This window comes from Microbacterium sp. NPDC055683 (genome assembly GCF_053617895.1).
Genome location: NZ_JBSHGQ010000002.1, coordinates 66,640 through 89,240 on the forward strand (window position 1 = coordinate 66,640; position 22,601 = coordinate 89,240).

A 22,601-nucleotide genomic window follows, 5' to 3' on the forward strand; every position below is an offset into this window, starting at 1 on the left:
GACCTTAGGAGGCATCCATGGCACGCACGCCCGGAGCGAAGAACCGAACCCCTAGGGAGCTGCGGGCTGAGGCGAAGCGCCTCAACGAGAAGGCCAGCTACATGGAAAAGCTGGCGAAGCTCAAGAAGAAGAACGACAAGAAGTAGTCACGCACTACCCACCGGCGGCGGTTCCGCATCGCCGTGAGCGCGGTGAGCGTCGTGATCGTCACCGCGACGACGGCACTCGCATTGGTGCTGGCGTCCCTCTACGCGTGAGCCAAGGGGGCGGGTGCATCGCCCCTTCGCTCGTCAGCCTGCAATCTGGTCGATCTCCGGGGTCCTGCTCGACGCGAGGTGGGCGATCTGCCGGTGTCGGTCAGCGGTGATCTCACCCTCCGTTGGCGCCGCGCGACGAGCGAGGTCTGCCGCGTTGGGGAGGTCGACGAGGCGATAGTCGCTCCCGCCATCCCAGTCCGCGTTGTAGTGAAAGATCACGACTTCACCGCCGGGGAACAGGAACGCCGTGTCGTTCACGCTGTACGTGTGGCCATAGTGGCTCTGCGGGTCAAGCTTGATGTGCTCGTAGTCGCCCGCCGGCCACCATTCGGGAGTCGGACCAGGGAACGGCGCGCGTCCCTTGGTCGGCGCGTCGAGCAGCTCGCGCTTGGCAGCCTGCCGCGCCGCGCGACGCTTGCCCTCCGCGAGCCAGTCGCGCCACGTCTCGATCTCCTCGTGCTCCTCATTGATGGTGGCCTTCCTAACGAGCCAACGCTCGTAGTAGCCCCAAACCTCCGTGTGCCCCTCGTCGTGCTCGACGATCATCCAGATGGCACCATCGTCGGTGCGGAGTGCTCGACGTGACGGGAGCGTCTTGAATCGCTCCTCGCCGCCCTGGTGCATGATCTCGCGGTAGCGCTCGGCGAGCTCGCCGAGGGCCCGGCGCTGCTCGGCGGGGACTTTCCAGACTTTGGCCCGCGAAGCGAAGAACCCTCCGAGGCGCTTGAGCTCCTCGTTAATGGTTCGGCTGAACTTGAAGTGCACGTTGAGCCAGGCGCCGGCGGACTCGATGTCGATGGCGGAGTGCGGAGTGAATGGCTCGGATGTCATTAGTGTTCCTGTCGGTTGAAGGGCTCATCGCCGCGGGCAGGACCGGCGAGGGGTCGACCGCCCGCGGCGAGGGTCAGTAGCCACGGGTCACGCGGCGTAGATGAATGGATGCGCAGGCGAGGGCGAGGATGACCCCAGCGCTTGAGGTCAGCCCTCCCCAGACCTCGGCTGGCAGGGTGCCGATGACCTCGAGGGCGCTCACGGGAGCACCACTCGCGTGATGCCGGCGCGGATGACCGCGCGCAGGATGGCAGCGACAAGCAGGATGGCGAAAACAAGCAGGAGTGTGCTCATGACGCGCTCCTCCCCGAATGTGCCGAGATCGCGCTCGATGAAAGTGCGGTGCACGTGCCCGAGCAAAGCCACCGCCATGCCGGGGACTTCCGCGACGGCCCAGACCCATAGGCCGTAGGCCCACGTGAGTAGAGCGTCGATCGCGCCGAGCACGGCGTTCACGATGCGCTCCGAGCGTGAGCGATCTCGCTGCGGAGGTGATTGAGCCTCGTGACCGCGCTTGGGAGTTCGAGCGCGCGGATGACGGCAAGCGCGCCTTCGCGGGCTGCGTGATCGGGCTCCCAGCCGCGCTCGAGGAGCGTGCGCGCGAGCGGCACAGCCTCGAGGGTGAGACGGTCGCGCTCGCCCTGGGGGTCGCGTGGCACCTCGGCGTGGTCGAGGAAGTGGTCGATGCGCGAGACGATGTCTCGGCGGGTAAGTGCGGTGGTCACGGCGATTCTCCTGTCGTGCGTACTGGTCAGGCAGCGAGCCCGTGCTCGTGCGAGCGCGGGAATTCGGCGAACTCGCGGACGTGCTCGATGAGTGCAGCGCCGCGGAGCCCGTTGAGCAGATACGCCTGGCAGGCGACGATGTCGGTCTCCTCGGTCCAGATCAGGCCGTCAGCCTCGATCTGGTCCTGCGCGACGTCGATGGCGGCCTCGAACTGGCGCTGCAGCTCCAGTTCGCGCTCGGCCCAGGCGAGTTCCGTCTCGCGTTCGATGCGGGTCTGAGTGGGGGTAATTGCGGTGATCATTTTCTATCTCCTCATCTGGGGTTTGTTCACATCTGAACAACTGACTCAAGTGTCTCTTGAGATCTCGCGGAAATGGGGTTCCTGGACGCGATTCCAGGTTGCGCATGGCGAATGTTCAGGTTCGAACTACATGCTGATGGACATGCAACTCACCACCGATCAGCTGCGCGCTGCCATCGAGGCTGCCGAGCTCGTCGATCGCCACGTCGTGGCCGAGGCACTCGGCGTCCAGGTGCCGGCGCTCCTGCGCCGCGTCGAGCGTGGCCGTGGGGTTCTCCCGCCCGTCCTGCACCGGCCCGGCGGGCCGCTCTGGACGACGTCACAGCTCGCCGAGATGCGTCGCACATAGGGCTGACCCTCACCCCTCGACCTGTTCGAGCCCGACGACCCGCATGCGCGACGGGTCGTCGTAGGGGCACGTCTGAAGGGCGAGCTCACCCCTCATCCCATCGAGCTCGCTCACATCGCTGACCTTCCGCACATCGCGCACTTCGACGACGCGGTAGAGTCCGGCCCGCTCGCCCTCAAGCTCGACCAGATCGCCCACCGCCAGCCCGAGTGCGCGGTCGCCGCCGAAGAGGTTATGTGCGGCCCACGTCTCAATGACGCTCTCGCCGTAGCTCTCCATCCACACGAACGCGCCGGGTGGCGCGGTGTCGAGCTCCACCTGCGAGCTCGCCGAGCCCTCGAGCCGTAGGGTGACGACTGGCTGCTCCTCACCGGTGACGGCCTCAGCGGCCTGCTGACGCGCAGTCTCGACAGCCTCTTGGACCGCGATCTTCACCTCGCCTGCGGCCTGCTCCGTGAGCTCGGGAGCGGCGGCGCTGACCGTGATGGCACTCGCGCCGAGCGCGATCAGGATGCCGGCCGCGATGACGGTGATGCGGTGCTTCATGCCGCCGCCTTGGCGCGCGGGAGCCTGGCCGTCGGGCCTGTCGGGAGAAGGCCGGCCTCGATCATCACGCTGCGCACCGTTGCCAGATCGCGGTGCGCGGTCGCGACCGAGCGCTCCGCGGCGGCGACCACGTCTGCCGCAGTTCGACCGCCCGCAAGACCCCGGAGGAGATCCACGAGCCGCTCACGGCGTCCGAACGGGATGCCTGGGAGCGCGCGGAGGCGCTCGACCGCCGCGTCGACTGCGCTGTGAACCGGACGCTCCGGAACGGGTACCGCCGGCGCCTCGTCCCAGTCTTCGAGGGCAGCGATCGAGGTTCGCTTCGCCTCCGCGCGCACGTAGTCGATGGCGCGCCGACGCAGGGCGGCGCGGAGGAATGCCTCGACGTCGGCGACGTCGTTGGCGCCCGCTCGGACGACGAGCGCGGGGAGCTGTACCGCCACCCAGAGGGCAAAGGCCTCCGGCTCCGTCGAACTCACGCTGACCCATGGCTGCCGCGCGTAAACCTCCTCAGCGAGGCTCTCCGCCTCAAGTACCGCCAGCGCCAAAGCGCGGCGCGCGCGTGCGAGCGTCAGCTCATCGACGTCGTCGCGCTCGACGGCAGTCCGTAGCGGGCGCCGCGAGCCCTCCCGAGCGCGCTGATCGGTGCGCTCGGTGCCAGAGGTGACGCCGACGACGTGCCCGGCCGCAGCGTCGCGGCAGTACGTGGCTAGGTCGTCTGTGCGGTGGCCCGCGAGGCCTGGGGTGGCTCGTGGGATGAAGGGCCGGGAGAACGGCTCGTCGAAGTCGTCGTCCGCGAGGACGGTGGTCGTCAGTGTGCTCATGCAATGCACTGCGCGTACCCGCCCGGAGATCGGCAACGCCGGGGCGAAAACACCTGATCAGAAATAACTTCAAAAAAGTTCTGGATTTCTCGCGGGTTCTGCGAGCGAGCCGCGTACATCCCTGGCATGAGAGCACATGCCGCCACGCAGACCACCGCAACCACGACCTTCACCGCTGTCGAGCGCACACCCGCCGAGGCCATCCGCCTCGTCGACGGCCTCGCTCGCCGCGCAGCTCACGAGCACAACGGGCGCACTCGTCGTGATGCCATCGACCCGGCCCACGTGGCCAGCCTGGCCATCGAGGCCGCCTGGCAGGAGAGCGAGGCATGGCACACGATGCCGGCGAGCTTCTACCGCCAGCACGTGGCTCGCGCCGTCGTCACGGCGACTCGCAGGGTCGACACCGTGAGTGATAAGACGAGGGCGGCCATCCGAGCGTTCCGCGAGGCGAACCCCCTCGCGACCGCACGGGAGATCTCCCTGGGCACCGGTGTCCAGCTGGCCACCGTCGAGCGGGCCCTCTCCTCGCTCGTGAGCCTCGACGCAACCGACGAGGATGGGCAGGTTCTGCACGAGCCCGCGACGCGCGACATCGACCGTCTCGAGCGGGCCGAGGAGGAGACCGAGCACGCGGAGCACCTCGCAGCCCTCTGGGACCGGCTCCCGATCGCGCGAGCCGACGTCGACGAGCTCGTCGAGGAGTGCCACCGTGCCGTCGCCGGTGAGGACGTCGAGCTCGGTGATGCCCACCTGGTGGTCATGATGCTCCACACCACGGAGGCCTCACACGACGGGGAGCGTAAGCAGGCGTTCGAGAAGAGCGAGATCGCGGCCGCTTTCGGCTGGACGACGAAGACGTGCTTCAACCGCCGGAAGGCGATGATGGAGAAGCTGCAGGCCGCGGTAGCGGCCTGAGTGAGGGCCCGGGTGTTGTCCCCGAGCCCTCACTTCGTTGATGCGGGTGCCCAGCTGCGACCCAGGACCTCGGGCTCGGTACGGATGCGGAGGCCTCCCGGCAGCTCGATGCTGAACTGCTCGCGGAGGGTCGCAAGGGCGTCGCGTTCGGACCCCTGCGGTGCCTGCACGACGATCTCATCGTGCAGCGGAAGCCAGAGTGCTCCCGCGCCGAGTTCGCCCGCCACGGCCTCGACTGCGCGGCCGTAGGCGTCGCGCGCCGAGCCCTGGATGATGCGGTTGGCCGCTTTGTACGCCTCCTCGCGCGGCAACGCGGGCAGCGGGCGCCCGTAGAGCGTGCGCTGACGCTCGCCCCGCGCCGCAGCCTCTCGCTGCGCCGTCGCCCACTCGTGCAGCGATGGCAACTGCTGCACCGCAGTTGTGATACGCGCCGCGACGGCGGGGTCTCCCACCGTCCTCGTCAGCCCCTTCGCGCCCTGCCCGTACAGCCAGGCGAGGGTGCTGATCTTGGCGACCTTCCGCTCTACTCCGGCTCGCTGGGCGACGAGGCCATAGACCTTGCCGTCCTCGACGAGACGTGTGAGCGCGGGGTCCCCGATGATCGCGGCCGCGATGAAGAGCTCTGCCGAGGAGTGATCAGCGGTCACGAGCGCCATGCCGGGGTCGGCGAGCAGCAGGCGGCGCAGATCGCGGCGGGTGCCCTGCAGGTTCGGTGCCATTGAGCGCATGCGGCCGCTGGCTGCGCCGTTCACATCGATGGTCGGGTAGACCCGCCCGGCCCGCGTGATCGCCCTCGCCAGAGGACCGAGCGTCGACAGGTCATCACCGATGCTCTTCGCGGTCGGCCAATGAGCGAGCTCGGGGTGCGCCGCGACAAGCGGGGTGAGGTCGAGACCCTTCGGCACCACGATGCGGCTGTACCCCTTCTTCTCTTCGAGCTCTGCCGGTACGCCGCGCGCGATCAGCCAGTCAACGGTCGCGTGCGTGCGGCGTGTGAGGTCGATGCCGAGGTGCGAGGTCCACTCCGCGCGCTCCTGCTCGCGGCGCTGGAGGAGCGATCGCGCCGGTGAGGCATCCACGCGGTAGCCGACCTCGCGGCGGTGCTCCCAGAGCGCGTCGTCACGGAGTACGGCGTCGGCCGCCGTCATCGTCTGCGCGGCTCGCGGTGTCCCCGCTGCTGCTGCTGCGTAGGCGCGGTCGATGATGCCCGCGATCTCCTGCGGGCTCATCTCCCGCTCCTCCCACGGGGCCGTCCGGCCTGGCTGAACCGCACGCCACCAGGTCATCAGGTCTCGGAACGGCGTGCCTGCCGGGGCATGCTCACGGAGCGTATATGCCCCGGCAGGTACCTGCTGGGGGTCGATAGCGAGCACCCGCTCGGTGGTGGCAAGTACGCGGTAGCCGCGCTGCACGCCGAGCACCACGGTGGCCTGGCCGCTCATGCTGCCCCCTTCAGCGCCTCGACCGACATCGGTGTGCCGAACTCGACGATGTCGTCCTCGGCGGCCTCGACGTCTCCCACCCACGCAGCGAGCGGGATGCGGACCACGGATGTGCCGCCTGTCGTCACCCGGCGACCGCGCGAGATCGCCGACCACTTGCGGCTGTCGGTGAGGCGCGAGCCACCGTCCGACGTCGGGACGGGGATGATGTGCTCGCGCAGGCCGTCGAGCACTGCGGCGGGTGTCACCCCGAGAGCGCGTGCAGCGATGCCGTGCGCGAGGAAGATGTGCTCGGCAGGGGCGCTCGGCTTGCCGACCGACGTCACGACGACCTCGCAGCTCGCCTCACCGTGATCGGCATCGCTCAGCGGCCAGCCCACCGCCGCCAGGCGCCCCGCTGCGACGAGCTCGCGGATGCGCCCGATCATGCTCGTATCCGCCTCGGCCGTGCGGGCACGCTGGGTGCGCGTCTCGGCGACGAGTGCGGCCTGTACCTCCGCGACCTCGGCGGCCGCTTCGTCTGCGGTCACGACGCCCGCCTCGACCATCGCGTTGAGCCAGAGGCGGTACCCGCGGGTGATGACCGCGAGGCCCCGCGACGCGCGGTGGCTCCCGAAACGGTCCATGCTGGCGGCGAGCTTAGCGATCGCCTCGCCCTCGGTCCTGCACCACGCCTCCCAGCCGTCGGCGTCGATTCGGCGCGCGACATGCGCGAGGAAGGCGGTCGTCGCCTCGCGCCACAGCGGACTCGAGGCGGCCTGACCGAGGGCCTCCCACTGGATGCGCTCCTTGCGGTACTCGACGATCACCAGGCGGTCGACCGTGCTCGCCTGGTCGGTGGCCTCCGGGACCTGCTCACCGGCGAACAACACGGCCGGGGAGGTCTGCACGGGGTCCGGGAGCCGCCATGCGCCCCTGGCGTCCTGGACCTTGACGGTGCGTGCTGCGCCGCGCTCGAAGCCGCGGCGGGTGACGTCGTCGAAGATCTCCTCCTGCGCCTCCTTCGCCCGCGGCGACTTCCGCGGGCGGTAGTCGTCGATGGTCTGCCAGCAGTCCTCGAGCTCGATGCCGAGCTCCCTCTTGGACGCGGCCGAGCCGTCGATCTTGCCCATAGGGATGGTGCGCCATACTTCCGCGAGGCCCGAGTTGAGGCAGGCGAGCGTATGGGTCTTACCTCCGCCACGCGGGCCCGCCAGCCAGCCGACTACGCCGAGCCCGGTACCGTCGCCCGCGTGGCCGAGGCCAGCGAGGGAGGCGCGCGTCAGCCCGAGCAGGAGCCCTCGGAGGGCGGGGTCCTGCACGTTCAGCCACATGGTGTGAGCGTGCCGCAGAGCCTCCGCGGGGTCGGGGACCTCCGGCAGATCGAGCCGCGCGGCGGCGCCATCGAGGTGCGCTGCGGTCATCACCTCGGGGTCTGTCTCCACTCGGTGTGAGCCAGTGCGGTCTACGTAGCCGCCCGCGTGCAGCCAGGCGGCGCGCCCTTCGTGCTGGACCCAACCGGTGCGGTTCAGCACGCGGTGAGCAGGGGCGGTCGCGATCTGCGCGCGGATCGCGTTCTCGATCAGGCCCGTTGTGCGGGCGTCGCGCGCCCATGTCACCGAGGCGAGAGCGCCGGCACCGACCCAGTTCATCTGATGGACGTCGCGGAGGTCGATGCCAGGGATGCGCACGGTCTCGCGGTCGTGCGTGGGGCCCACGAGGACCCGCAGGTCGACGAGCGTGCGGCGGGCATCGACCTCCCCATGGATGCCGTCAACGATGTGTACGACGCGCTCGACGACCGGGGCGGCGGTCATGATCGCCTGTGGCGGGAGGCCTGGCGCGGGCGGCATGACGAGGAGCCCTCGGTCCTCATCGACTTCCGGCACGAAGGTGGCGTCATGCCCGGGCCCGGTTCCCTGACCCCGCGCCGGTGCGCGGGTCGGGAGCTTCACTGCCCGCTGCAGCTGCGCCTCGACCTCTCCCGCGCCGCCCCGAACCTCCAGGTACCGGGCCCACCCGAGCGGCGGTGCCGGGACGACGGTCACTGCCGGTGCGAGGGCCTTGAGTGGCGCTGCCTCTGCTGCGGCGGCGTCCCACGACGCCCGGTGGGTGCGGGGGTCCTCCTCCGACGTCGTCAGGAGGAAGATCGCATCGAGGCCGGTCGGGATGACCGAGAGTGCCTGACGGAGCTGGGCGGCGTCCGCGAACGCGAGCACCGCGTGGGAGGTGCCAGCGGTCGCGATTGCGCGAGCCGCGTCCTCGCCTGCGACGGCGAGCAGGGTCGTGTCCCCGGCCTGGATGAGGAGAGGGGCGGGAGCGAGGGCGAGGGGCATGTCTGGGGTCATGCTTTCGTCTGCGCGTACCGCTCCGGAGATCGGCAACGATGCGGTAGCGGATGTGGTGGTGGTTACCGCATCGATCTACCGCAATGTGGTACGGATGTGGTAGCGATGTGGTAGCTCTCGAACCCTCTACTTCCCTTTATTTTCAAGGGATGGAGATAGATAGATAGATAGAGAGTTACCCCAATACCCCACAACTTTTCCCACCCGTCCTAGGGACGCACACCTCAACCCCCTCTCAGACGTCAGATTTGTGTGTGCGTACCTAAGGACCCTCGCGAGCGTGTGGTAATGCGGTATTGCGGTAACTCGTCGTCCATACCGCGTTTTGCCGCGTAATTCCGGGGTTCTCGCGGCCCCAGCGGTTACCACATGCGTACCGCACCATGCGGTAGCACCGCCGCCGGGCACCACACTGTTGCCGATCTCCGCAGCCCTACGCGCAGAGAGGAGCATGACCCCAGATACCCCGCAGCTCAGCCACATCCCACCGGAGACGCGCGGCCTCCTCGCCGATGCCGAGATGTATGCCGCCTACGGGAGGGATGACGCCTTCGTCGGCTACGTCGCCCTCCATCAGCCTGACGGCATCGTGCCCCTCGCTCGACTCCGCCTCCTGGCGATCGCTCCCGACGCGCCTGCCGAGGCTCACCTCGCGGCAGATCTCGCACGCTACCCGCACGAGATGCGGGAGGCGTACGAGGTAGCCGGGGAGAGCTGGCCGGAGGCCCTGCTCGCTATCGCCCAGACCCTGCTGGCACACGCGCACGCGCGGGTCGTCGACGTCGAGGATGAGGGGGCGGCACGATGACTTCACAGCTCCGAAATCTCGCCCACGCGCACGAGCGCCGCATCGCAGCCGCCGTCGCAGCACACCAGGGCGGGCGCCTCGCCGCATGGACCCGCGCGCAGCACGCCCACCCGGACAGCGAGCTCGTCGCCCTGCTGTGCGGCCCACTGCTGATCGTCATCCTGACGAAGTGCGGCGTGCCCGTGCGCGAAGCATGGCAGCTTTCGCAGCGCGCTCAGGCGCTCGCAGACGACGGCGAGCTCACGACGCTCGAGGAGCTGCTGCGCGCGCACGGCGTGGACCTGCGCGACGACCTGCTGTCGGTCGCGGTCGCTGGCATCGCAGTGAAGGCCCGCGCGTGGGTGAAGAGGTGGGGAATGAGGTCCTATGTGGCGGACGTGAGCTGGGTCGATGCGAGTGAGGAAGAGGAGCACGGAGAGAACGACTTCGGCGAGAACGACGACGAAGACGGCGGCGGCGAAAGCGAGCCTCGCGCGCGCACGAACGGCGGCGCCTCAACCACGCCCAGCGCCGCCCCGGCGACCGCAGCCGCCGCAGCCGCCCAGGCTTCTCCGACGGCCTCTTCGATGCTGCGGATGACGAACCGACCCGTGAGACCAGTTCGACTTCGGCCGACGACCGTTCGGCTGCTTCCCACACAGATTCCTTCGACGACGTTTCGTCGTCGACCGGCTCGGGCTCTCCCTACGGGCTGGCTGCCAGGTCTATCACCCGCACCGCTCCGCGGATGCGGGGGGCTGGATGAGCGGAAGGAAACCACACGATGAGCGCCAGCGGCCTCATCCGCCCCACCGAGCTCCGTCCGAGCCTGCTCCCACTCGTCCGCCGGCATGCCGCGTCCCCAGACCCCGTCAGCACGATCGCTGCCGTCCTTCTGCGCAGCGACGCCGACAACATCCCGCGCGCCGCGGTCCGACATTTCCTCACGGTCACCCGCGACGTGCCGCCGCACGTCCGCGAGATCGCGGAGAACCTTTACGCGTGGCGCGCCGTGACCCGTCGCGTAGACCGTCTCGCGACCCTGAATGCTGACGCTCGTGCCCACGTTGGGCGTGCCGTCACGCACCTCTTGCGCGACGGCCTCGCCAGCACGCACGCCCCGCTCGTCGCGTACCTCGCGGTCCAGGGCGCCGCACGAGCAGCGTCAACCGGGGTCAGGGTCATGGCCTCGCAGCCCACGCTCGCGGTCGCCCTCGGAGTGACCGACCGGACCGTGCGCTCCACGGTGCGCGCTTTGCGCGATCTGGGCGTGATCAGCACGGCCGCACAGCGCGAGGGAACCCCGTTGGTGATGCGCATTCTCCACGCGCGCGACCGGGCCGCACGCGAGCGCGCGCAGCTCCCGGCGGCGCAGGAGCTCATCGACCGTGCCGTTGCTGGCGAGCCCACTCTCCTCTCCGCCATGTTCGACCCGGCCGTGGCCTACGGGGAGGCCGTTCGCCCTCGCGACGTTCACGGGCTCCTGCGCGCTCTTGGTGGCCTGGAGGTCGCCCGCACCTCGCGTGAGCGTCTCCGCGCAGCGGGCATCGCGACCGAGGACGACCTGCTTACGGCGCTCCCGCCCCTCGCGGCCCAGGTCGATGGCGACGGGTTCACCCCGATCGATCGTCTCGAGACCGCCGAGGCAGCACGTCAGCAGGCCGCCGACCAGCGGATGGCGCAGCTCGAGGAGCACCGAGCACGCGCGGGGCGAGTGTGGGAGAACGTGAAGTCGTTCATGAGGTCGAGCGGTCGACCAACGCCGGAAACGGTCAACACCTGGGCCATAGCCGCGACCGTCGCGTTCGCAGGAGTACCTGAGGCTTCCGCTCCACCGCTCCGGTCCGCTCTCCGCCAGGTGCTGGAGACAGGGCTGCGCAACGCCGAGACCGCGGCGGCGATCGCCGAGCGCATCGTGCCGAAAGGCAACGCTTCCGGACCGACCGCGCATAACAACGACAAGGCCACTGAGGAGGCAGCATGAGCGACCGGACCACCACGCCCGACGACCGCCCCGCGGTCCATCTCCGCGCCGATAGCCTCCGCGCTCAGCGTCTCGTGGTCGGGCTCCTGCTCGCTCTGAGTGCGGCCGCGTTCCTGTGCGCCCTGCCGGGGCTCATCTGGCTGGGCGAGGTGGCGGGTCTCGGAGTGCTCGCTTTCGCCGTGCCGGCGGTCGTTGATCTCGGTCAGGTCGTCATGGCACTGGCGACCGCGGTCGCGCGCTCATCGGGTCGCAACAGCAGGTGGGAGGGCCTCACCCTGACGGCGTTGGTCATCCTGTCCAGTGCCGCGCAGGTGCTCCATGTGACGGCAGTTGCGGACACCGGCCAGCCGCTGGCACACACCGTCATGGCCGCAGCCCTCGCGGCCGCGATGCCGCTCTCGGTCCTCGCAGGCACCCATGCGGTCGTCCACGCCACCCTCGCCCCGGCCGTGCGCCGACCAACCAGGGCTTCGAAGCGCGCCGCCACCGTGTCCGCAGCCACCACGACCACGAAGTCGGCCACACCTGCACCGGTGACACCGGCCAAGGCGGTCGACCGACCGGCCGCACGACCCCGACCAGTGGTCGCGGCCGCCCCGGCCGAGGTGACGATGACGATCGAGGCCGCCGCCCGTGAAGTGGTCGTGGGTCGGATGTCCGGTCGAGCTGCGGCTCTGGCCGCCGGTGTCAGCCGCCATCGGATGACCGCATTGGTGGCCGAGTTGACCACCGCCGAGGCGGCCTGAGTGCCGATTGAAATCGGGCCGTTCTTCGATGCTAAAACCGCGAAGAACGGCCCGATTTCTGCCCATGTGGCGTCCGAAACGGTCCAGGCGCCGCCCCCTGTTTTCAGAGGCCCCCACGCCAGGCTCCCTCAACCTCGCCGGCCACGCTCCACGCAGTAGCCGCCAGCCGCGCTGCTCCCTCGCTGTCATCACCTCCGCACCCACGCCTCACGCTAGATTCGAGCCATGCAGCCCGCCGACACCACCGCCATGACGCTGGCCGAGCTTCTCTCCACGCAGGCGGCCATCGCGACCGAGTTGCAACGCCGGGGCCTGGTCCGCACCTCGACGAGCCTGGCCGGCGAGCTGGCTGAGCACCTCGCTCAGCGCGTCTACGGCGGTGAACTCCCTCCGCCGACCAACCGCGCCGTCGATCTCATCGACGCACACAATCGACGCATCCAGGTGAAGGCGCGTCACCTGCCGCACGGAGTTCAGCGGCACTTCGCCTTCGCCGAGGGCCTCGATTTCGATCTCGCCATCGCCATTCGGTTCGACCGTGCGACTTGGGAGCTCGTCTACGCGCGAGAGTTCAACGTCGAGGAGCTCCACCCACTCCTCTCTCCGCATGCAGATGGGCCCCGTCTCACAACCGCACGCGCCGCACGCAACGGTAAGGATGTGACCGGCGCCTTCCGCGAGGCGTACGCGCAGCTCTGACCCACGCTGCCCGTCTGCATGCGCTCAGCTCCAAGGGTCTCGGCGGCGCAGCACCGAGTGCCTCGCAGGCACTCCAAGCCGTTGCGGCTCAGAGGGACATCGAGTGCGCTCGTCGAGCCAGGAGCGCCACCGAGCCGCAGGTCGAGCATGTGAGGCCACTGGACTGAAGAGCGCGTGATGGGGCGCGGAGCGAGCGCCGCAGGCGAGCGCGATGGGGAGCGCGGGTACGGCGACCCGCAGCGCCTTGACCCTGCTCTTATGCGCTCGTGAGCGCTAACGCGCGCTGGGTGAAGCCTGCTCGCGCCAGGATGCGACAGAACGACGGTCCGAGCGACCTCTAGGTAGAAGCGAGGACACTCGCACGATCACCAGGAGGAACCATGACCCCACGCACACGCACTCGAACCCGCGCCGCAGCCGGCGCCCTCACCCTGGCGGCGACCGTCGCATCGTGCGGTCTGCTCGCCGCACCCGCGCACGCCGCCCCCACAGACGAAGCCGCCCAGGCCTCCGTCCTTCGAGGCACAATCGCAGGCGCTGACCTCGCGACCGTGCTCGGCGCGACCCGCGGCACAGCCAACCCCGGCACGAGCGCAGGCGCGCTCGACGTCGCCGCCCTCAACCGGCTGCTCGGCTTCGACCTGGGCGGTCTCAACATCCCGCTCGGCGAGCTCGTGAGCCTCGGCGATCTCGGCGTCGCGAGTGCAACGTCCACTGCGACCGCGGACGGTGACGCAACCGCCACCGCTGTCACAGCCGGCTCGGACCTCGACGCCGTGCGTGGCACTACGGGCGACGCGGCCGAGCTCGACCTCACACACTTCTTCGCGAGCATCGGGGCGGAGGGCCTGACGGATGCCATCCTCGACGAGGCGACCCTGGCCCTCGGCGCACTCGGTGCGACAGCCACGGTGAAGGACGGCGCGATCATCGATGGCGAGGGTGACGGCTCGCCCGGCGATTACGCGATCGCTGGGAGCAGCATCGAACTCCACTCCGCAGCGATCGGAGATCTGCTCGTGGCCATCGATGGCCAGCTCGACGCGGTCGGCACGTCCCTGACCGAGATCGTGACCTCGCAGGCCGTCAAGGACGAGGTCGCTAACGGCCTCACCGCTGTCGATCTGCCCGCGCACGTGATCGTCCCGACCGATGTCGTGGCTGAGGCGCGCGGCATCGACGCGGCCCTCGCGGGTCTCGTCGACACGCTCATCCCCGCAGAGGGTCTGACGCGCGGTGCAGTCACCGTGCGTGCCGACGGCACGATCGCTGTCGATCTCGCGCAGCCCCATGGTGGCTCACTGAGCGGCCTGCCGGCCAACACGGCGCTCCTGAGTGGCGAGGTCCTCGCCACCGTCAACGAGGACCTGACGCAGGTCCTCGCGTCCATCACCGATGGGCTGACCGAGAAGGTCGTGGCTGCGATCTCACCGGTCGAAGTGCGCATCGGCGCGGACCTGGCCGTGACGAGCTCGACCGATGAGACCGCCATCATCGCCGCCATCGCGGGTCAGACCGTCGAAGAGACTCTCGCGCAGCTGGAGAGCCTCGGCCTCGCCGATGTAGTCGTTCTCGTGGAAGGCTACCTCGACACGCTCTCGCTAGGTGGGCTCATCCCTCACGAGGAGCTGCTCGGCGAGACCGTCGGCGATCTCGCTGGGGTGCTCGACCTTGTCCAGGCGCCGATTGTCGACGCGCTGCTCGGTGCGGACGTGGCCACGGGGTCGGCTGACGCCGTTGTGCCTCTGGGCAGCCTGCTCGCGGGCAACACGACCCCTGCCATCGACGTCCAGGTCACCGCGCTCCAGGCCGGCGCCGACGTCGATGGCATCGCGGAGGCAGTCACGGGCGTGTTCGGGCCTGCGGCGGCGACCGCGCTCGCATGGACCGTGGCCCCGGCCACGGGCGCGGTGCAGGAGGCTCTGGGCGACCAGCTCGGCCTGGCGCTCGACCCCATCCTGAGCCAGCTCCTCGGAGCGACGGACGCGCTGTTCGACGGCATCGACGAGCATCTCGCCGTAACGCTCAATCACCAGCCAGAGGAGCTCTTCCTCGAAGGTGACTCCTCGTTCACCGTCGAGGCCGCACTCGTCGAGGTCGCCGGCATCAGTCTCGGCCTCGGCTCGGCCTCCGTGGCCGCGGACGAGAGCTGGACGACGACGATCAGCGCCGACCCCGACACTGTCGAGCGCGGCGACGTCGTGACAGTCACGGGTGAGGGTTTCTCTCCCTTCGAGGAGGTCACGGTCACGGTCGACGGCACCGACACCGGTACGACGACCGCCGACGAGGACGGCGCTCTCATCCCTTTCGTCTGGCACGTCCCTGAGGACGCCTCGCCTGGCGACGTCCCTGTCAGCGCGATCGGCGCGATCTCGCAGACCGAGGCGCGCGACTCGGTGACGATCACCGCGAGCGAGACGCCCGCGGGCCTTACCCCGACTGTTCGAATCCCGGAGCAGGTGCAGCCGGGCGAAACGGTCACGGTCGAGCTCGAAGGCTGGGCCCCGGTCGAGATCGTCACGCTGACCCTCGAAGAGGATGGCGAGCCTGTCACTAGCTTCGAACCGGTCGAGACGACGACCGACGAGGGGGGCTCTGGCGAGGCTGAGATCATCATCCCGACCACAGTCACCCCGGGTGCGGAGATCGAGGTCGTGGGCCGCGGCGAATCCGGCGAGGGCCGTGACGACACCGCCGTGCCGACGGATGAACAGGTGCCGGTCGACCCGGGCACGGATGGCGGTTCGGATGGCGGCACCGACCCGGTTGACCCCGGCACGGAGGGCTCGGATAACGGCAGCGACGGCGGCTCGGATGGTTCCGACGACGGTTCGGACGGCGGCACGAATGGCGGCTCGGACGGTGATTCGGACCCGGTCGACCCCGGCACAGGCGACGGTTCGGATGGCACGGACGGCAGCACCGACCCCGGCACGGACGGTTCGGACGGCGGCACCGACGACGGCAGCACCGATGGCGGCACCGATGACGGCAGCGATGGGACCGATGGCACGGACGGCACCGACCCCAGCACGGATAGCGGCAGTGACGGCACCGACGACAGCACGGACCCGGTCGACCCCGGCACGGATGGCGGCACGGACGGGTCTGACGGCAGCGACGGCACAGACGGGACCGATGGTGCCGACGGCACGGACGGGTCTGACGGCAGCGATGGCTCGGATGGCGGCACCGACCCCGGCGCTGACGACCGGGACCCGAGCACCACGAGCTCGGTGCCCGCATCGCCGGCCGACCCGACTGACGGCGGGTCGCCCGAGACCTCGGCACCGAGCCTGGCTCGCACGGGTGTCGATGGCAGCGTCGCAGCGACAGTGGCGGGTGGTGGCGTCCTCGCCCTGCTCGCCGGGGCGGCGCTCCTCCTGACCCGCCGCCGAGTGCGCGGCTGACCAAGCTCCTCCCGTGTCGCTCTGTGGTGGTCACGGCGCGGGAGGCTCCTGAGAGAAGGCCCGGTGCGATCGCACCGGGCCTTCTTGGCGCACAGATGCGAGAAGGCCCGCCCCGTGGCGACCCCTAGGTGAAGGAGGAACACAATGACCGCCACCACATCGACGTTCGCCGTCGACATCGACCCCGCCCTCACACCCGACCCGAGTGCCGTGATCGTGCTCTCAGGGCCGGGATGCCAGCAGTGCCGTGCCACGCACCGACACTTGGACGCCCGCGGCGTCGCCTACGTCGTGCGGGACGCGACCGAGCTCCCGCAGGAGGCCATCGAGACGCTGCGCCAGAAAGGCCTCGGGCAGCTCCCGGTCGTGGTCTGGCCTGAGGGCCAGGTGTCCAGCGGCTACCGCCCGGACCTCATCGATGCACGGCTCGACCTCCCGAAGGTGGAGGTGTCAGCATGAGCGCACTCATCGCGGCGGCCCTCGCGGCCAGCACTCTCATCGCGCCAGCGACCGCGGCAGACACCATCGCAGGGTGCGAGTTCCCGATCATCGTCACGCGCTCCGCGACCCCGACCTCGGACCCCATCAGCGGCGGCACCGTGGCGCTCGAAAGCGTGGGTCCCGGAGATCTCCTCTGCGCGACGGGCCCGGCGCACTTGCCTGACGGCGTAGACAGCTCGCTCTACGCCGGCCAGGAGGCCTATGAGCTCGTCGACCCTGCGGGTTTCTGGCTTCGCACCTCCGACGCGAGTGCCCTGGACGGCCCCATCCCCGACCGGATGGACTACTCGCTCGAGCGCGAGGTCAGCACCGGCGGGTGGCTGGGTGGCTCCTCGGTGGACCTTCTGGCAACCCCGGGCGGTGCGCTGGTGCGCACGCTCGAAGCCGGGGCGGACGTCCTCGTTCATGAGGATTTCGAGATCGATCTTGACGGCACCGCATGGGTGCCCGCCCAGGCAGTTGAGACCGGTGACGAGGGATGGCTCCCAAGCGAAGACCTCGCCGAGCGTAGCGTCGACGACCCCGAGCCGACCGAGACCGAGACGGCGCCCGAGGAGCCTGCCGAGACCGCAACCCCTGCAGCAACCGGGGCCCCCACGGCTGACGCCGAGTTCAACGCAGCGCAGGCGTTCACGATCGGTGGAGTGGGCCTCGGCGTGCTCGTGCTCGGTCTGCTCGCCCTGCGCTTGCGGAGGGCCCCGAAGGATGAGGGGGTGCTGTGATGCGCATTCGCTTCTCTCAGCCGTCCGTCTCCGACGTGGTCGTCCGCATCCTTCTTGCCGGCGGCGTGGTTTTCGCGCTCTACGCGATCTCGCGGGAGCTGGACGCGGGATTCCTCGCCTTCCTCGCGACGATCGCCGCGACGACGATCTCTATCGCGACGAGCGGCGTGCTCCTGCGCGCCCAGCGTGGCGCGGCGCGCTTCGCGAACCTGGCGCGAGTGCTCAGCGAAAACGAGCGCACGGCCAGTCTCGTGACCCGCGGCGCAGGCAGCCTGGTGGCTGCGCTGGCCATCGGTGTGCTCGTCGCAGTTCTCGAGGCCGGGCTCTCACTGCTCCTCAGCAGCGTCATCCTTGATGCCACGTGGCGCGCATCCGTCAGCCTGGCAGTCATCACGCTCGGGCTCTGGACGGTGCTTAACTTGCTGGCCGGACCCCGCAGGAACCTCGCCGGGGACGCCGCGAAGGCCGTCCTCGCCGACCTGGGCTTCTCCCTCGCTCCCGCGAGCAGCATCGAGCAGGCAACCGTGGCCGCAGTCGGACGCACTGCCGTCACGGTGGGCATCAGGCTCGCCATCCTCTGGCTCGTCCCGATTCTCGTGGCGAAGACGTGGCTGCTCATCGGAATCGGGGTCATTGCGGTGCTGCTCATCGTGACCGCCGGCTCGTGGAGCATCGAGGCCGCGCCCGCGCACGAGGGCGAGGACCGCTGATGCCTCGCGTCACCCGCACCGCACTCCGCCTCGCCGGCCGCACTCTGCGCACGACTGGCCGCGCCACAGGTGCTGCGCTCGTCGATGGACAGGGCGGCGCTCACGCCGGCCGTCGTTGGCTCGGGGTGCTCATTGTCTGGGCCGCTCTCCTGCCAGCCTCGCTGCTCCCTGGCGTCGTGGGCACCGCGATCTCGCTGCTCCTCGCCGCTCTCGCCGGCTTCGTGCTCGCGCGTCGCTGGGCGCGCACCGTGCACCCCGAGCGCGTGTGGCGTGGCGATCGCGTGCTCATCGCTCTTCCGTGTGCGCTCGTGACGGTGCCCGGAGTGCTCCTCGCCGGTGTGGTTGCAACTGCTGTGATCGCACATCAGTTCGGCTTCGTCCCGTGGGTGCTTGTGCTCGTCGTGGCCGCGGGCGTGTTCACTGCGCTCTGCGGGGTTGCGCGCAAGGCTGTGGGCCGCGCGACTGGTCGTCTGATGAGTGTCGCGGAGGCGGCGTCGGCCGCCATCGGGACACCCGTCGATCGGCTGCGCGTCTCGCGCGGTCGGGATGCCGAAGGCCGGTCAGCCGTGGTCATCCATGATGCGCACAAGGCGCTGCAGAGTGACCTCTCGAAGGTGGACACAGCCGTCGCGCGCGAGCTCGGTGACGTGGAGGTCGTGCGCCGAGGGGATGCTCTCGTGGTGCAGGTGGCAAGCGCGAGCACGATCGAGCGTCGCAGGCTTGCCGATTCGAGTGGCGGTCTCGTGGTCGCCATCGAAGAGCTCCAGCCGGACGGCCGGCGCGGGCTGACGCTCGCGGACGGTGTCGGCCCGACGCAGGCGGAAGCAGTGGCAGCGTGGTGTGATGCTGCTCTGAGCGCGAGCATGATCGAGTGGCTGCCGGTCCAGCATCGTGCGATCGCGGCCGTGCTGGACGACGACGAGCGCAGCCTTCGCGCGCGGTACGCACAGCTTCTCGGGGCGCGGCCGCACGAGGTGGGCATCGACCTAACCCGGGACGACGAAGGCATCGCACGGGTCGAGATTCTCTCTGCGCCGACCGTCAGCATCGACCCCGCGCGCCGGATGGCTTCTTGGCGGCAGCTGGTGATGAGCACACCGGGCGGTCATGAGGACTGGGCCATCCACGAAAACGCGACGACTGGGCAGGTTACGCTCACCCGCCACCCGCGACGTGTTCTTCCATCCCTCGTCCCTCTGAACTCGACGCTGCCCTCTGAGCTCGACCCTTCGCTCTGGGCTGACATTCCTCTAGGACTGACACCTGAAGGCATCGCCGCCGGCCAGGACCTAACGCTGAGCCCTCACTCGCTCGTGGTGGGCCCGACGAACAGCGGCAAGACAGTCGCCCTCGTCAGCGATGCGGCCAGGCGGCTCGCCTGCGGGCACGACCTGATCATCATCGACGTCTCACGTAAGCGAGGCGTCGACTACAAGCTGCTTGAGCCGTTCGCCCGCGGATTCGCGCGCCGCGTTCCTGAAGCGGTCGTGGCGCTGAACCGGGTGAATGACGAAGGTGAGCGGAGGTCCGCCGTCCTCGGTCGGCTCGGGATGTCCAAGCTTGAGGACGTCCCCCTAGAGGTCCGAGAGCGCGAGGGAATGCGTCCGCTGACCGTGGTGATCGATGAGGTCGCGGCCCTCCTTGGCCCGGTGGCAATCCCGAAGGGGCTGCCGAAGAATGACCCGCTTGTGGTCACTGCGACAGAACTCGCGACGCAGAAGGAGATCTTGCGGGCGCTACTCGCAGTCATCGCGCGGGAACTGCGGTTCGTCGGCATTCACCTCGTGCTCGCACTGCAGAGGCCCGACGTCACGATCTTCGGAGCGACGGGCGGCGAGATGCGCGACAACCTCACGCACCGCGTCCAGCTCGTCCCACCCGGGAAGCCTGTTTCGCAGACAGCTCTCGCGATGCTCTTCCCTGCCGACATGGCTGCCGACGTGTACAGCGAGCAGCAGCGGTTCGACGACGGGAAGTCCCGCGGCCTGGCCGTCATTGCCGCTGAGGACGGCGGCGTGACAGCGGTCCGCGTGGCGTATGCGCCTCAGGCACAGGTGGCCGAACTGCTCACGAGTCTGGGCGTCGCCCGAGTTGCCGAAGGCGCGCGCTGGAACTTCGCATCTGAGGCACCGAACAGGCCGACCTTCGGAGAGATCATCCCCGGTACTGAGGCGGATGACGCCATCGAAGATGTGAGCCTCGACCTCGGTGAGTTCGACCTGAACCTCGACCTCGGGGAGGACTCGTCGGCCGAGCCCGACGAGTGGGCCGACGTCGACCTCGACCCGGCGCCAACCGAGAAGCCGCAGGCGTTCATCTGGTAAGCCCCTTCGCCGCGCATAAGCCTCTCTGAGTCGCGCAGATCGCGCCGGCTCGGAGAGGCATGTGATGGGGAAGAGCGTGGTGGCGGCGGCGGTCGGGGTGGCGGCTGCGGTGATGGTGCTCGCGGGGTGTGCATCGGCAGGCGACCCCGCGCAGGCGATGGCCGAGGCCTATCTCGACCCGAACGCCAGCGAGGAGGCGCACACGCAGTGCGACGGCGAGACGGGCACGGGCGGGCTCTGGGCTCAGACGACCGAGCGCGAGCTCGTCGAGACGCGGACGAACGAGGGCGGCGACGAGCGCATCTTCGACTTCGATGCCACCGACACGGATGGGCGCGCGCGCAGTCTCTGGGTGACCGTCCAGCTCGACGACGACGGCCACGCGACCTGCGTGTGGGGCGCTGGCTGGTACGACTGACTGTCAGTGAACAACGACAAGGGCGGGGTTCACACGAGCCCCGCCCTTGTCATGTCGACTGTGGCCCGTCGGGTGCGTTCCAGCCAGGCACATGTTCGTCGAGGGCTGCCCGGCGCCGATCATTCATCACCAGCGAGGTTTCGCCACCGCGAGCCGCGAATCGCACCTTGGCGAGCCACACGGCCAGGCGCCTCTCACCCGCTTCCTCAGCGGTGCTTCTCGGCGTGCGTCCCTCCGATCGAAGGAAGTCGCGCAGAGCGATCGCGCGCTCCTCAAACCGCGCATCATGGTCAACGCCCTCCCAGCCGTCCGGGAGCTTCGCGGCCATCGACGCCCGCTCCGGGGTCCACTCGAAACTCCCCCGACCCTTCTGCGCATTGCGCACGCTCGTCAGCCACCGCCCGAGCATCGTCTCCCAACTGTCGCTCGCGGAGGTGGATGGGAACCGACCTCGCCTGCTGTGGAAGTGCGCGACGTCGTCGACTCTGCGTGCGAAGCGTGCATTCGGCGACTCACGGGCACCGCGCCATCCGGGTGCGTGCTCGTCCAGGAACTGCTCACGCTCCCGCGTCCATCGCATTGTGCCGTTGCCGCGAGCGGCCTGACGCAACTCGTGCAGGGTGTGGCCGAGGCTGCGCTCCAGCTTGTCGCTCGAGGCCTTCGTCGGCCAGCGTCCGTTCTCGTCCTCGAAGGCTGCGATCGCGAGGACGTTCGCGCGGAACCGCTTCTCCAGTTCCGCGGCGCTTCTCCCCGTCCCGTGCACACCTGTCATCGGCGCGGCCCGAAGTCGGCGATGGTGGGGTCATCGATCGGCATGCGAACCTTCGGCAGTGGCTGCGACCAGCCACATGCGCAGATTTGGCGGCCGTCGCGAACGCGCGCCACGGTCGAGCACTCAGGACAGCGGTCCGCCACCTCGCTGTCTGCCACCCAGTCGCTCACAGTTCCACGATATCGACCGCTCAAGCATTCAACTCTTCAGTTGAGCGAGCCCGCCCCGGATTGCGGGTGGCGGCCCCTAGAGTGGCTACCAGGGGCGACTTATCCTGCACCCTTTCTGCTCTGCGGCAGCACGACCCCGAGGACCACATGGCGATACCCACCTCACGCGACGTCCCGACTCGCGGACAGATCAAGTCTCGCGAACGAGTGCGCGACCTCGCGGAGGTGTACACGCACAAGCGTGAAGTGGACGCCATGCTCAACCTCGTCCCGGGCATGTTCCCGTCTGAGGAGCGCCCGGGTGACACCGATAAGAAGTTCCTCGAACCAGCGTGCGGTAGCGGCAACTTTCTCGAGGAGATTCTGACTCGGAAACTCGAGTTCGTCACCACTGCCCGTTACGGGATAGGCGCACAATTCGAGTTCCGCACCCTCCGCGCTTTGGCCAGCATCTACGGCATTGACATCAACTCAGAGAACGTTGAAGAGTCGCGGGACCGATTACGCGCCGCGGTCGCTTCACATATCGACATGGAGATGAACACGAAACCCGCATCGTCGGGCTTCGCTGACGCAGTGGATGTTGTTCTCGAGACGAACATCATTCGGGCTGATTCACTCGCCGATACGGCCAGCATCATGTTCGTTGACTACCGCCCCAGCAGGGGCCACACCTTCGTTCGGGAGTGGTCGCCGATGCAGCCTGCAGAGGAGCAGGGCCTCTTGGCGGTTTTCAACACGTGGCAGGACACGACCCCCGTGCATTACACGGAGCTCGCTCGGAACCCCGAACCGACTGGAGGCATGCAATGATGCACCATCCCAGGGGCTCGT

The 22,601-nt window shown here is 69.1% G+C and carries 24 protein-coding genes; 15 read left to right on the forward strand and 9 right to left on the reverse strand.

Going from position 1 to position 22,601, the window contains the following annotated elements:
• The first annotated feature begins 17 nt into the window (after positions 1-17).
• Positions 18-146 (forward strand): hypothetical protein, encoded by a 129-nt coding sequence (locus tag ACWGPF_RS01340; RefSeq protein WP_452331101.1) that lies wholly within the window; start codon positions 18-20, stop codon positions 144-146.
• Positions 147-290: 144 nt separating this feature from the next.
• Here ACWGPF_RS01340 and ACWGPF_RS01345 read toward each other — a convergent pair whose 3' ends face one another.
• The 4 genes from ACWGPF_RS01345 to ACWGPF_RS01360 all read right to left on the reverse strand — a co-directional run bounded on the left by ACWGPF_RS01345 (position 291) and on the right by ACWGPF_RS01360 (position 2,115).
• The gene (locus ACWGPF_RS01345; protein WP_452331102.1) at positions 291-1,088 is read right to left on the reverse strand and encodes a hypothetical protein; all 798 of its coding nucleotides are present in this window, start codon (positions 1,086-1,088) and stop codon (positions 291-293) included.
• A gap of 198 nt (positions 1,089-1,286) precedes the next feature.
• A complete protein-coding gene (locus tag ACWGPF_RS01350) occupies positions 1,287-1,544 on the reverse strand; it encodes a hypothetical protein (protein WP_452331103.1) in 258 nt (85 codons plus the stop codon).
• The gene (locus ACWGPF_RS01355; RefSeq protein WP_452331104.1) at positions 1,541-1,813 is read right to left on the reverse strand and encodes a hypothetical protein; all 273 of its coding nucleotides are present in this window, start codon (positions 1,811-1,813) and stop codon (positions 1,541-1,543) included. Before ACWGPF_RS01355 ends, ACWGPF_RS01350 begins: the two co-directional genes overlap by 4 nt.
• 26 nt (positions 1,814-1,839) lie before the next feature.
• The gene (locus tag ACWGPF_RS01360) at positions 1,840-2,115 is read right to left on the reverse strand and encodes a hypothetical protein (protein ID WP_452331105.1); all 276 of its coding nucleotides are present in this window, start codon (positions 2,113-2,115) and stop codon (positions 1,840-1,842) included.
• On the opposite strand from ACWGPF_RS01360, the gene ACWGPF_RS01365 reads away from it, so the two are divergent.
• Positions 2,108-2,464, forward strand: a complete 357-nt coding sequence (locus tag ACWGPF_RS01365) for a hypothetical protein (protein ID WP_452331106.1) — start codon at positions 2,108-2,110, stop codon at positions 2,462-2,464. The two genes, ACWGPF_RS01360 and ACWGPF_RS01365, sit on opposite strands and share 8 nt — an antisense overlap.
• A 9-nt stretch (positions 2,465-2,473) precedes the next feature.
• On the opposite strand, the gene ACWGPF_RS01370 is transcribed toward ACWGPF_RS01365, so the two are convergent.
• On the reverse strand, positions 2,474-3,010 hold the full coding sequence (locus ACWGPF_RS01370) for a hypothetical protein (RefSeq protein WP_452331107.1): 537 nt from the start codon (positions 3,008-3,010) through the stop codon (positions 2,474-2,476).
• On the reverse strand, positions 3,007-3,834 hold the full coding sequence (locus ACWGPF_RS01375) for a hypothetical protein (RefSeq protein ID WP_452331108.1): 828 nt from the start codon (positions 3,832-3,834) through the stop codon (positions 3,007-3,009). Before ACWGPF_RS01375 ends, ACWGPF_RS01370 begins: the two co-directional genes overlap by 4 nt.
• Before the next feature lie 126 nt (positions 3,835-3,960).
• Here ACWGPF_RS01375 and ACWGPF_RS01380 point away from each other — a divergent pair, with 126 nt between their 5' ends.
• The gene (locus ACWGPF_RS01380) at positions 3,961-4,752 is read left to right on the forward strand and encodes a hypothetical protein (protein ID WP_452331109.1); all 792 of its coding nucleotides are present in this window, start codon (positions 3,961-3,963) and stop codon (positions 4,750-4,752) included.
• Between the two features lie 29 nt (positions 4,753-4,781).
• On the opposite strand, the gene ACWGPF_RS01385 is transcribed toward ACWGPF_RS01380, so the two are convergent.
• Positions 4,782-6,194 (reverse strand): DNA polymerase, encoded by a 1,413-nt coding sequence (locus ACWGPF_RS01385; protein WP_452331110.1) that lies wholly within the window; start codon positions 6,192-6,194, stop codon positions 4,782-4,784.
• Positions 6,191-8,521, reverse strand: coding sequence for a hypothetical protein (locus ACWGPF_RS01390; protein ID WP_452331111.1), 2,331 nt, complete (start codon positions 8,519-8,521; stop codon positions 6,191-6,193). Before ACWGPF_RS01390 ends, ACWGPF_RS01385 begins: the two co-directional genes overlap by 4 nt.
• A gap of 451 nt (positions 8,522-8,972) precedes the next feature.
• Here ACWGPF_RS01390 and ACWGPF_RS01395 point away from each other — a divergent pair, with 451 nt between their 5' ends.
• The 11 genes from ACWGPF_RS01395 (at position 8,973) to ACWGPF_RS01445 (ending at position 20,825) form a co-directional block, all read left to right on the forward strand.
• The gene (locus tag ACWGPF_RS01395; protein ID WP_452331112.1) at positions 8,973-9,329 is read left to right on the forward strand and encodes a hypothetical protein; all 357 of its coding nucleotides are present in this window, start codon (positions 8,973-8,975) and stop codon (positions 9,327-9,329) included.
• Entirely contained in the window at positions 9,326-10,096 is a 771-nt protein-coding gene (locus ACWGPF_RS01400; RefSeq protein ID WP_452331113.1) for a hypothetical protein, read from the forward strand. Before ACWGPF_RS01395 ends, ACWGPF_RS01400 begins: the two co-directional genes overlap by 4 nt.
• Positions 10,093-11,292, forward strand: coding sequence for a hypothetical protein (locus tag ACWGPF_RS01405; RefSeq protein WP_452331114.1), 1,200 nt, complete (start codon positions 10,093-10,095; stop codon positions 11,290-11,292). The genes ACWGPF_RS01400 and ACWGPF_RS01405 overlap by 4 nt, the downstream gene beginning before the upstream one ends.
• On the forward strand, positions 11,289-12,038 hold the full coding sequence (locus ACWGPF_RS01410) for a hypothetical protein (protein ID WP_452331115.1): 750 nt from the start codon (positions 11,289-11,291) through the stop codon (positions 12,036-12,038). The genes ACWGPF_RS01405 and ACWGPF_RS01410 overlap by 4 nt, the downstream gene beginning before the upstream one ends.
• 225 nt (positions 12,039-12,263) lie before the next feature.
• A complete protein-coding gene (locus ACWGPF_RS01415; protein ID WP_452331116.1) occupies positions 12,264-12,737 on the forward strand; it encodes a DUF6998 domain-containing protein in 474 nt (157 codons plus the stop codon).
• A 380-nt stretch (positions 12,738-13,117) separates the two neighbouring features.
• Positions 13,118-16,150 (forward strand): choice-of-anchor G family protein, encoded by a 3,033-nt coding sequence (locus tag ACWGPF_RS01420; protein WP_452331117.1) that lies wholly within the window; start codon positions 13,118-13,120, stop codon positions 16,148-16,150.
• A 144-nt stretch (positions 16,151-16,294) separates the two neighbouring features.
• Positions 16,295-16,609, forward strand: coding sequence for a glutaredoxin family protein (locus tag ACWGPF_RS01425; protein WP_452331118.1), 315 nt, complete (start codon positions 16,295-16,297; stop codon positions 16,607-16,609).
• Positions 16,606-17,373, forward strand: coding sequence for a hypothetical protein (locus ACWGPF_RS01430; RefSeq protein WP_452331119.1), 768 nt, complete (start codon positions 16,606-16,608; stop codon positions 17,371-17,373). The genes ACWGPF_RS01425 and ACWGPF_RS01430 overlap by 4 nt, the downstream gene beginning before the upstream one ends.
• A complete protein-coding gene (locus tag ACWGPF_RS01435; RefSeq protein WP_452331120.1) occupies positions 17,370-18,083 on the forward strand; it encodes a hypothetical protein in 714 nt (237 codons plus the stop codon). Before ACWGPF_RS01430 ends, ACWGPF_RS01435 begins: the two co-directional genes overlap by 4 nt.
• Complete coding sequence (locus tag ACWGPF_RS01440) at positions 18,083-20,407, forward strand: FtsK/SpoIIIE domain-containing protein (RefSeq protein ID WP_452331121.1); 2,325 nt, start codon at positions 18,083-18,085, stop codon at positions 20,405-20,407. The genes ACWGPF_RS01435 and ACWGPF_RS01440 overlap by 1 nt, the downstream gene beginning before the upstream one ends.
• Positions 20,408-20,471: 64 nt before the next feature.
• Complete coding sequence (locus tag ACWGPF_RS01445; protein WP_452331122.1) at positions 20,472-20,825, forward strand: hypothetical protein; 354 nt, start codon at positions 20,472-20,474, stop codon at positions 20,823-20,825.
• Between the two features lie 49 nt (positions 20,826-20,874).
• On the opposite strand, the gene ACWGPF_RS01450 is transcribed toward ACWGPF_RS01445, so the two are convergent.
• Complete coding sequence (locus ACWGPF_RS01450; protein WP_452331123.1) at positions 20,875-21,597, reverse strand: hypothetical protein; 723 nt, start codon at positions 21,595-21,597, stop codon at positions 20,875-20,877.
• Between the two features lie 377 nt (positions 21,598-21,974).
• Between ACWGPF_RS01450 and ACWGPF_RS01455 the strand changes: the two genes are divergently transcribed.
• The gene (locus ACWGPF_RS01455) at positions 21,975-22,580 is read left to right on the forward strand and encodes a hypothetical protein (protein ID WP_452331124.1); all 606 of its coding nucleotides are present in this window, start codon (positions 21,975-21,977) and stop codon (positions 22,578-22,580) included.
• Positions 22,581-22,601 lie beyond the last annotated feature (21 nt).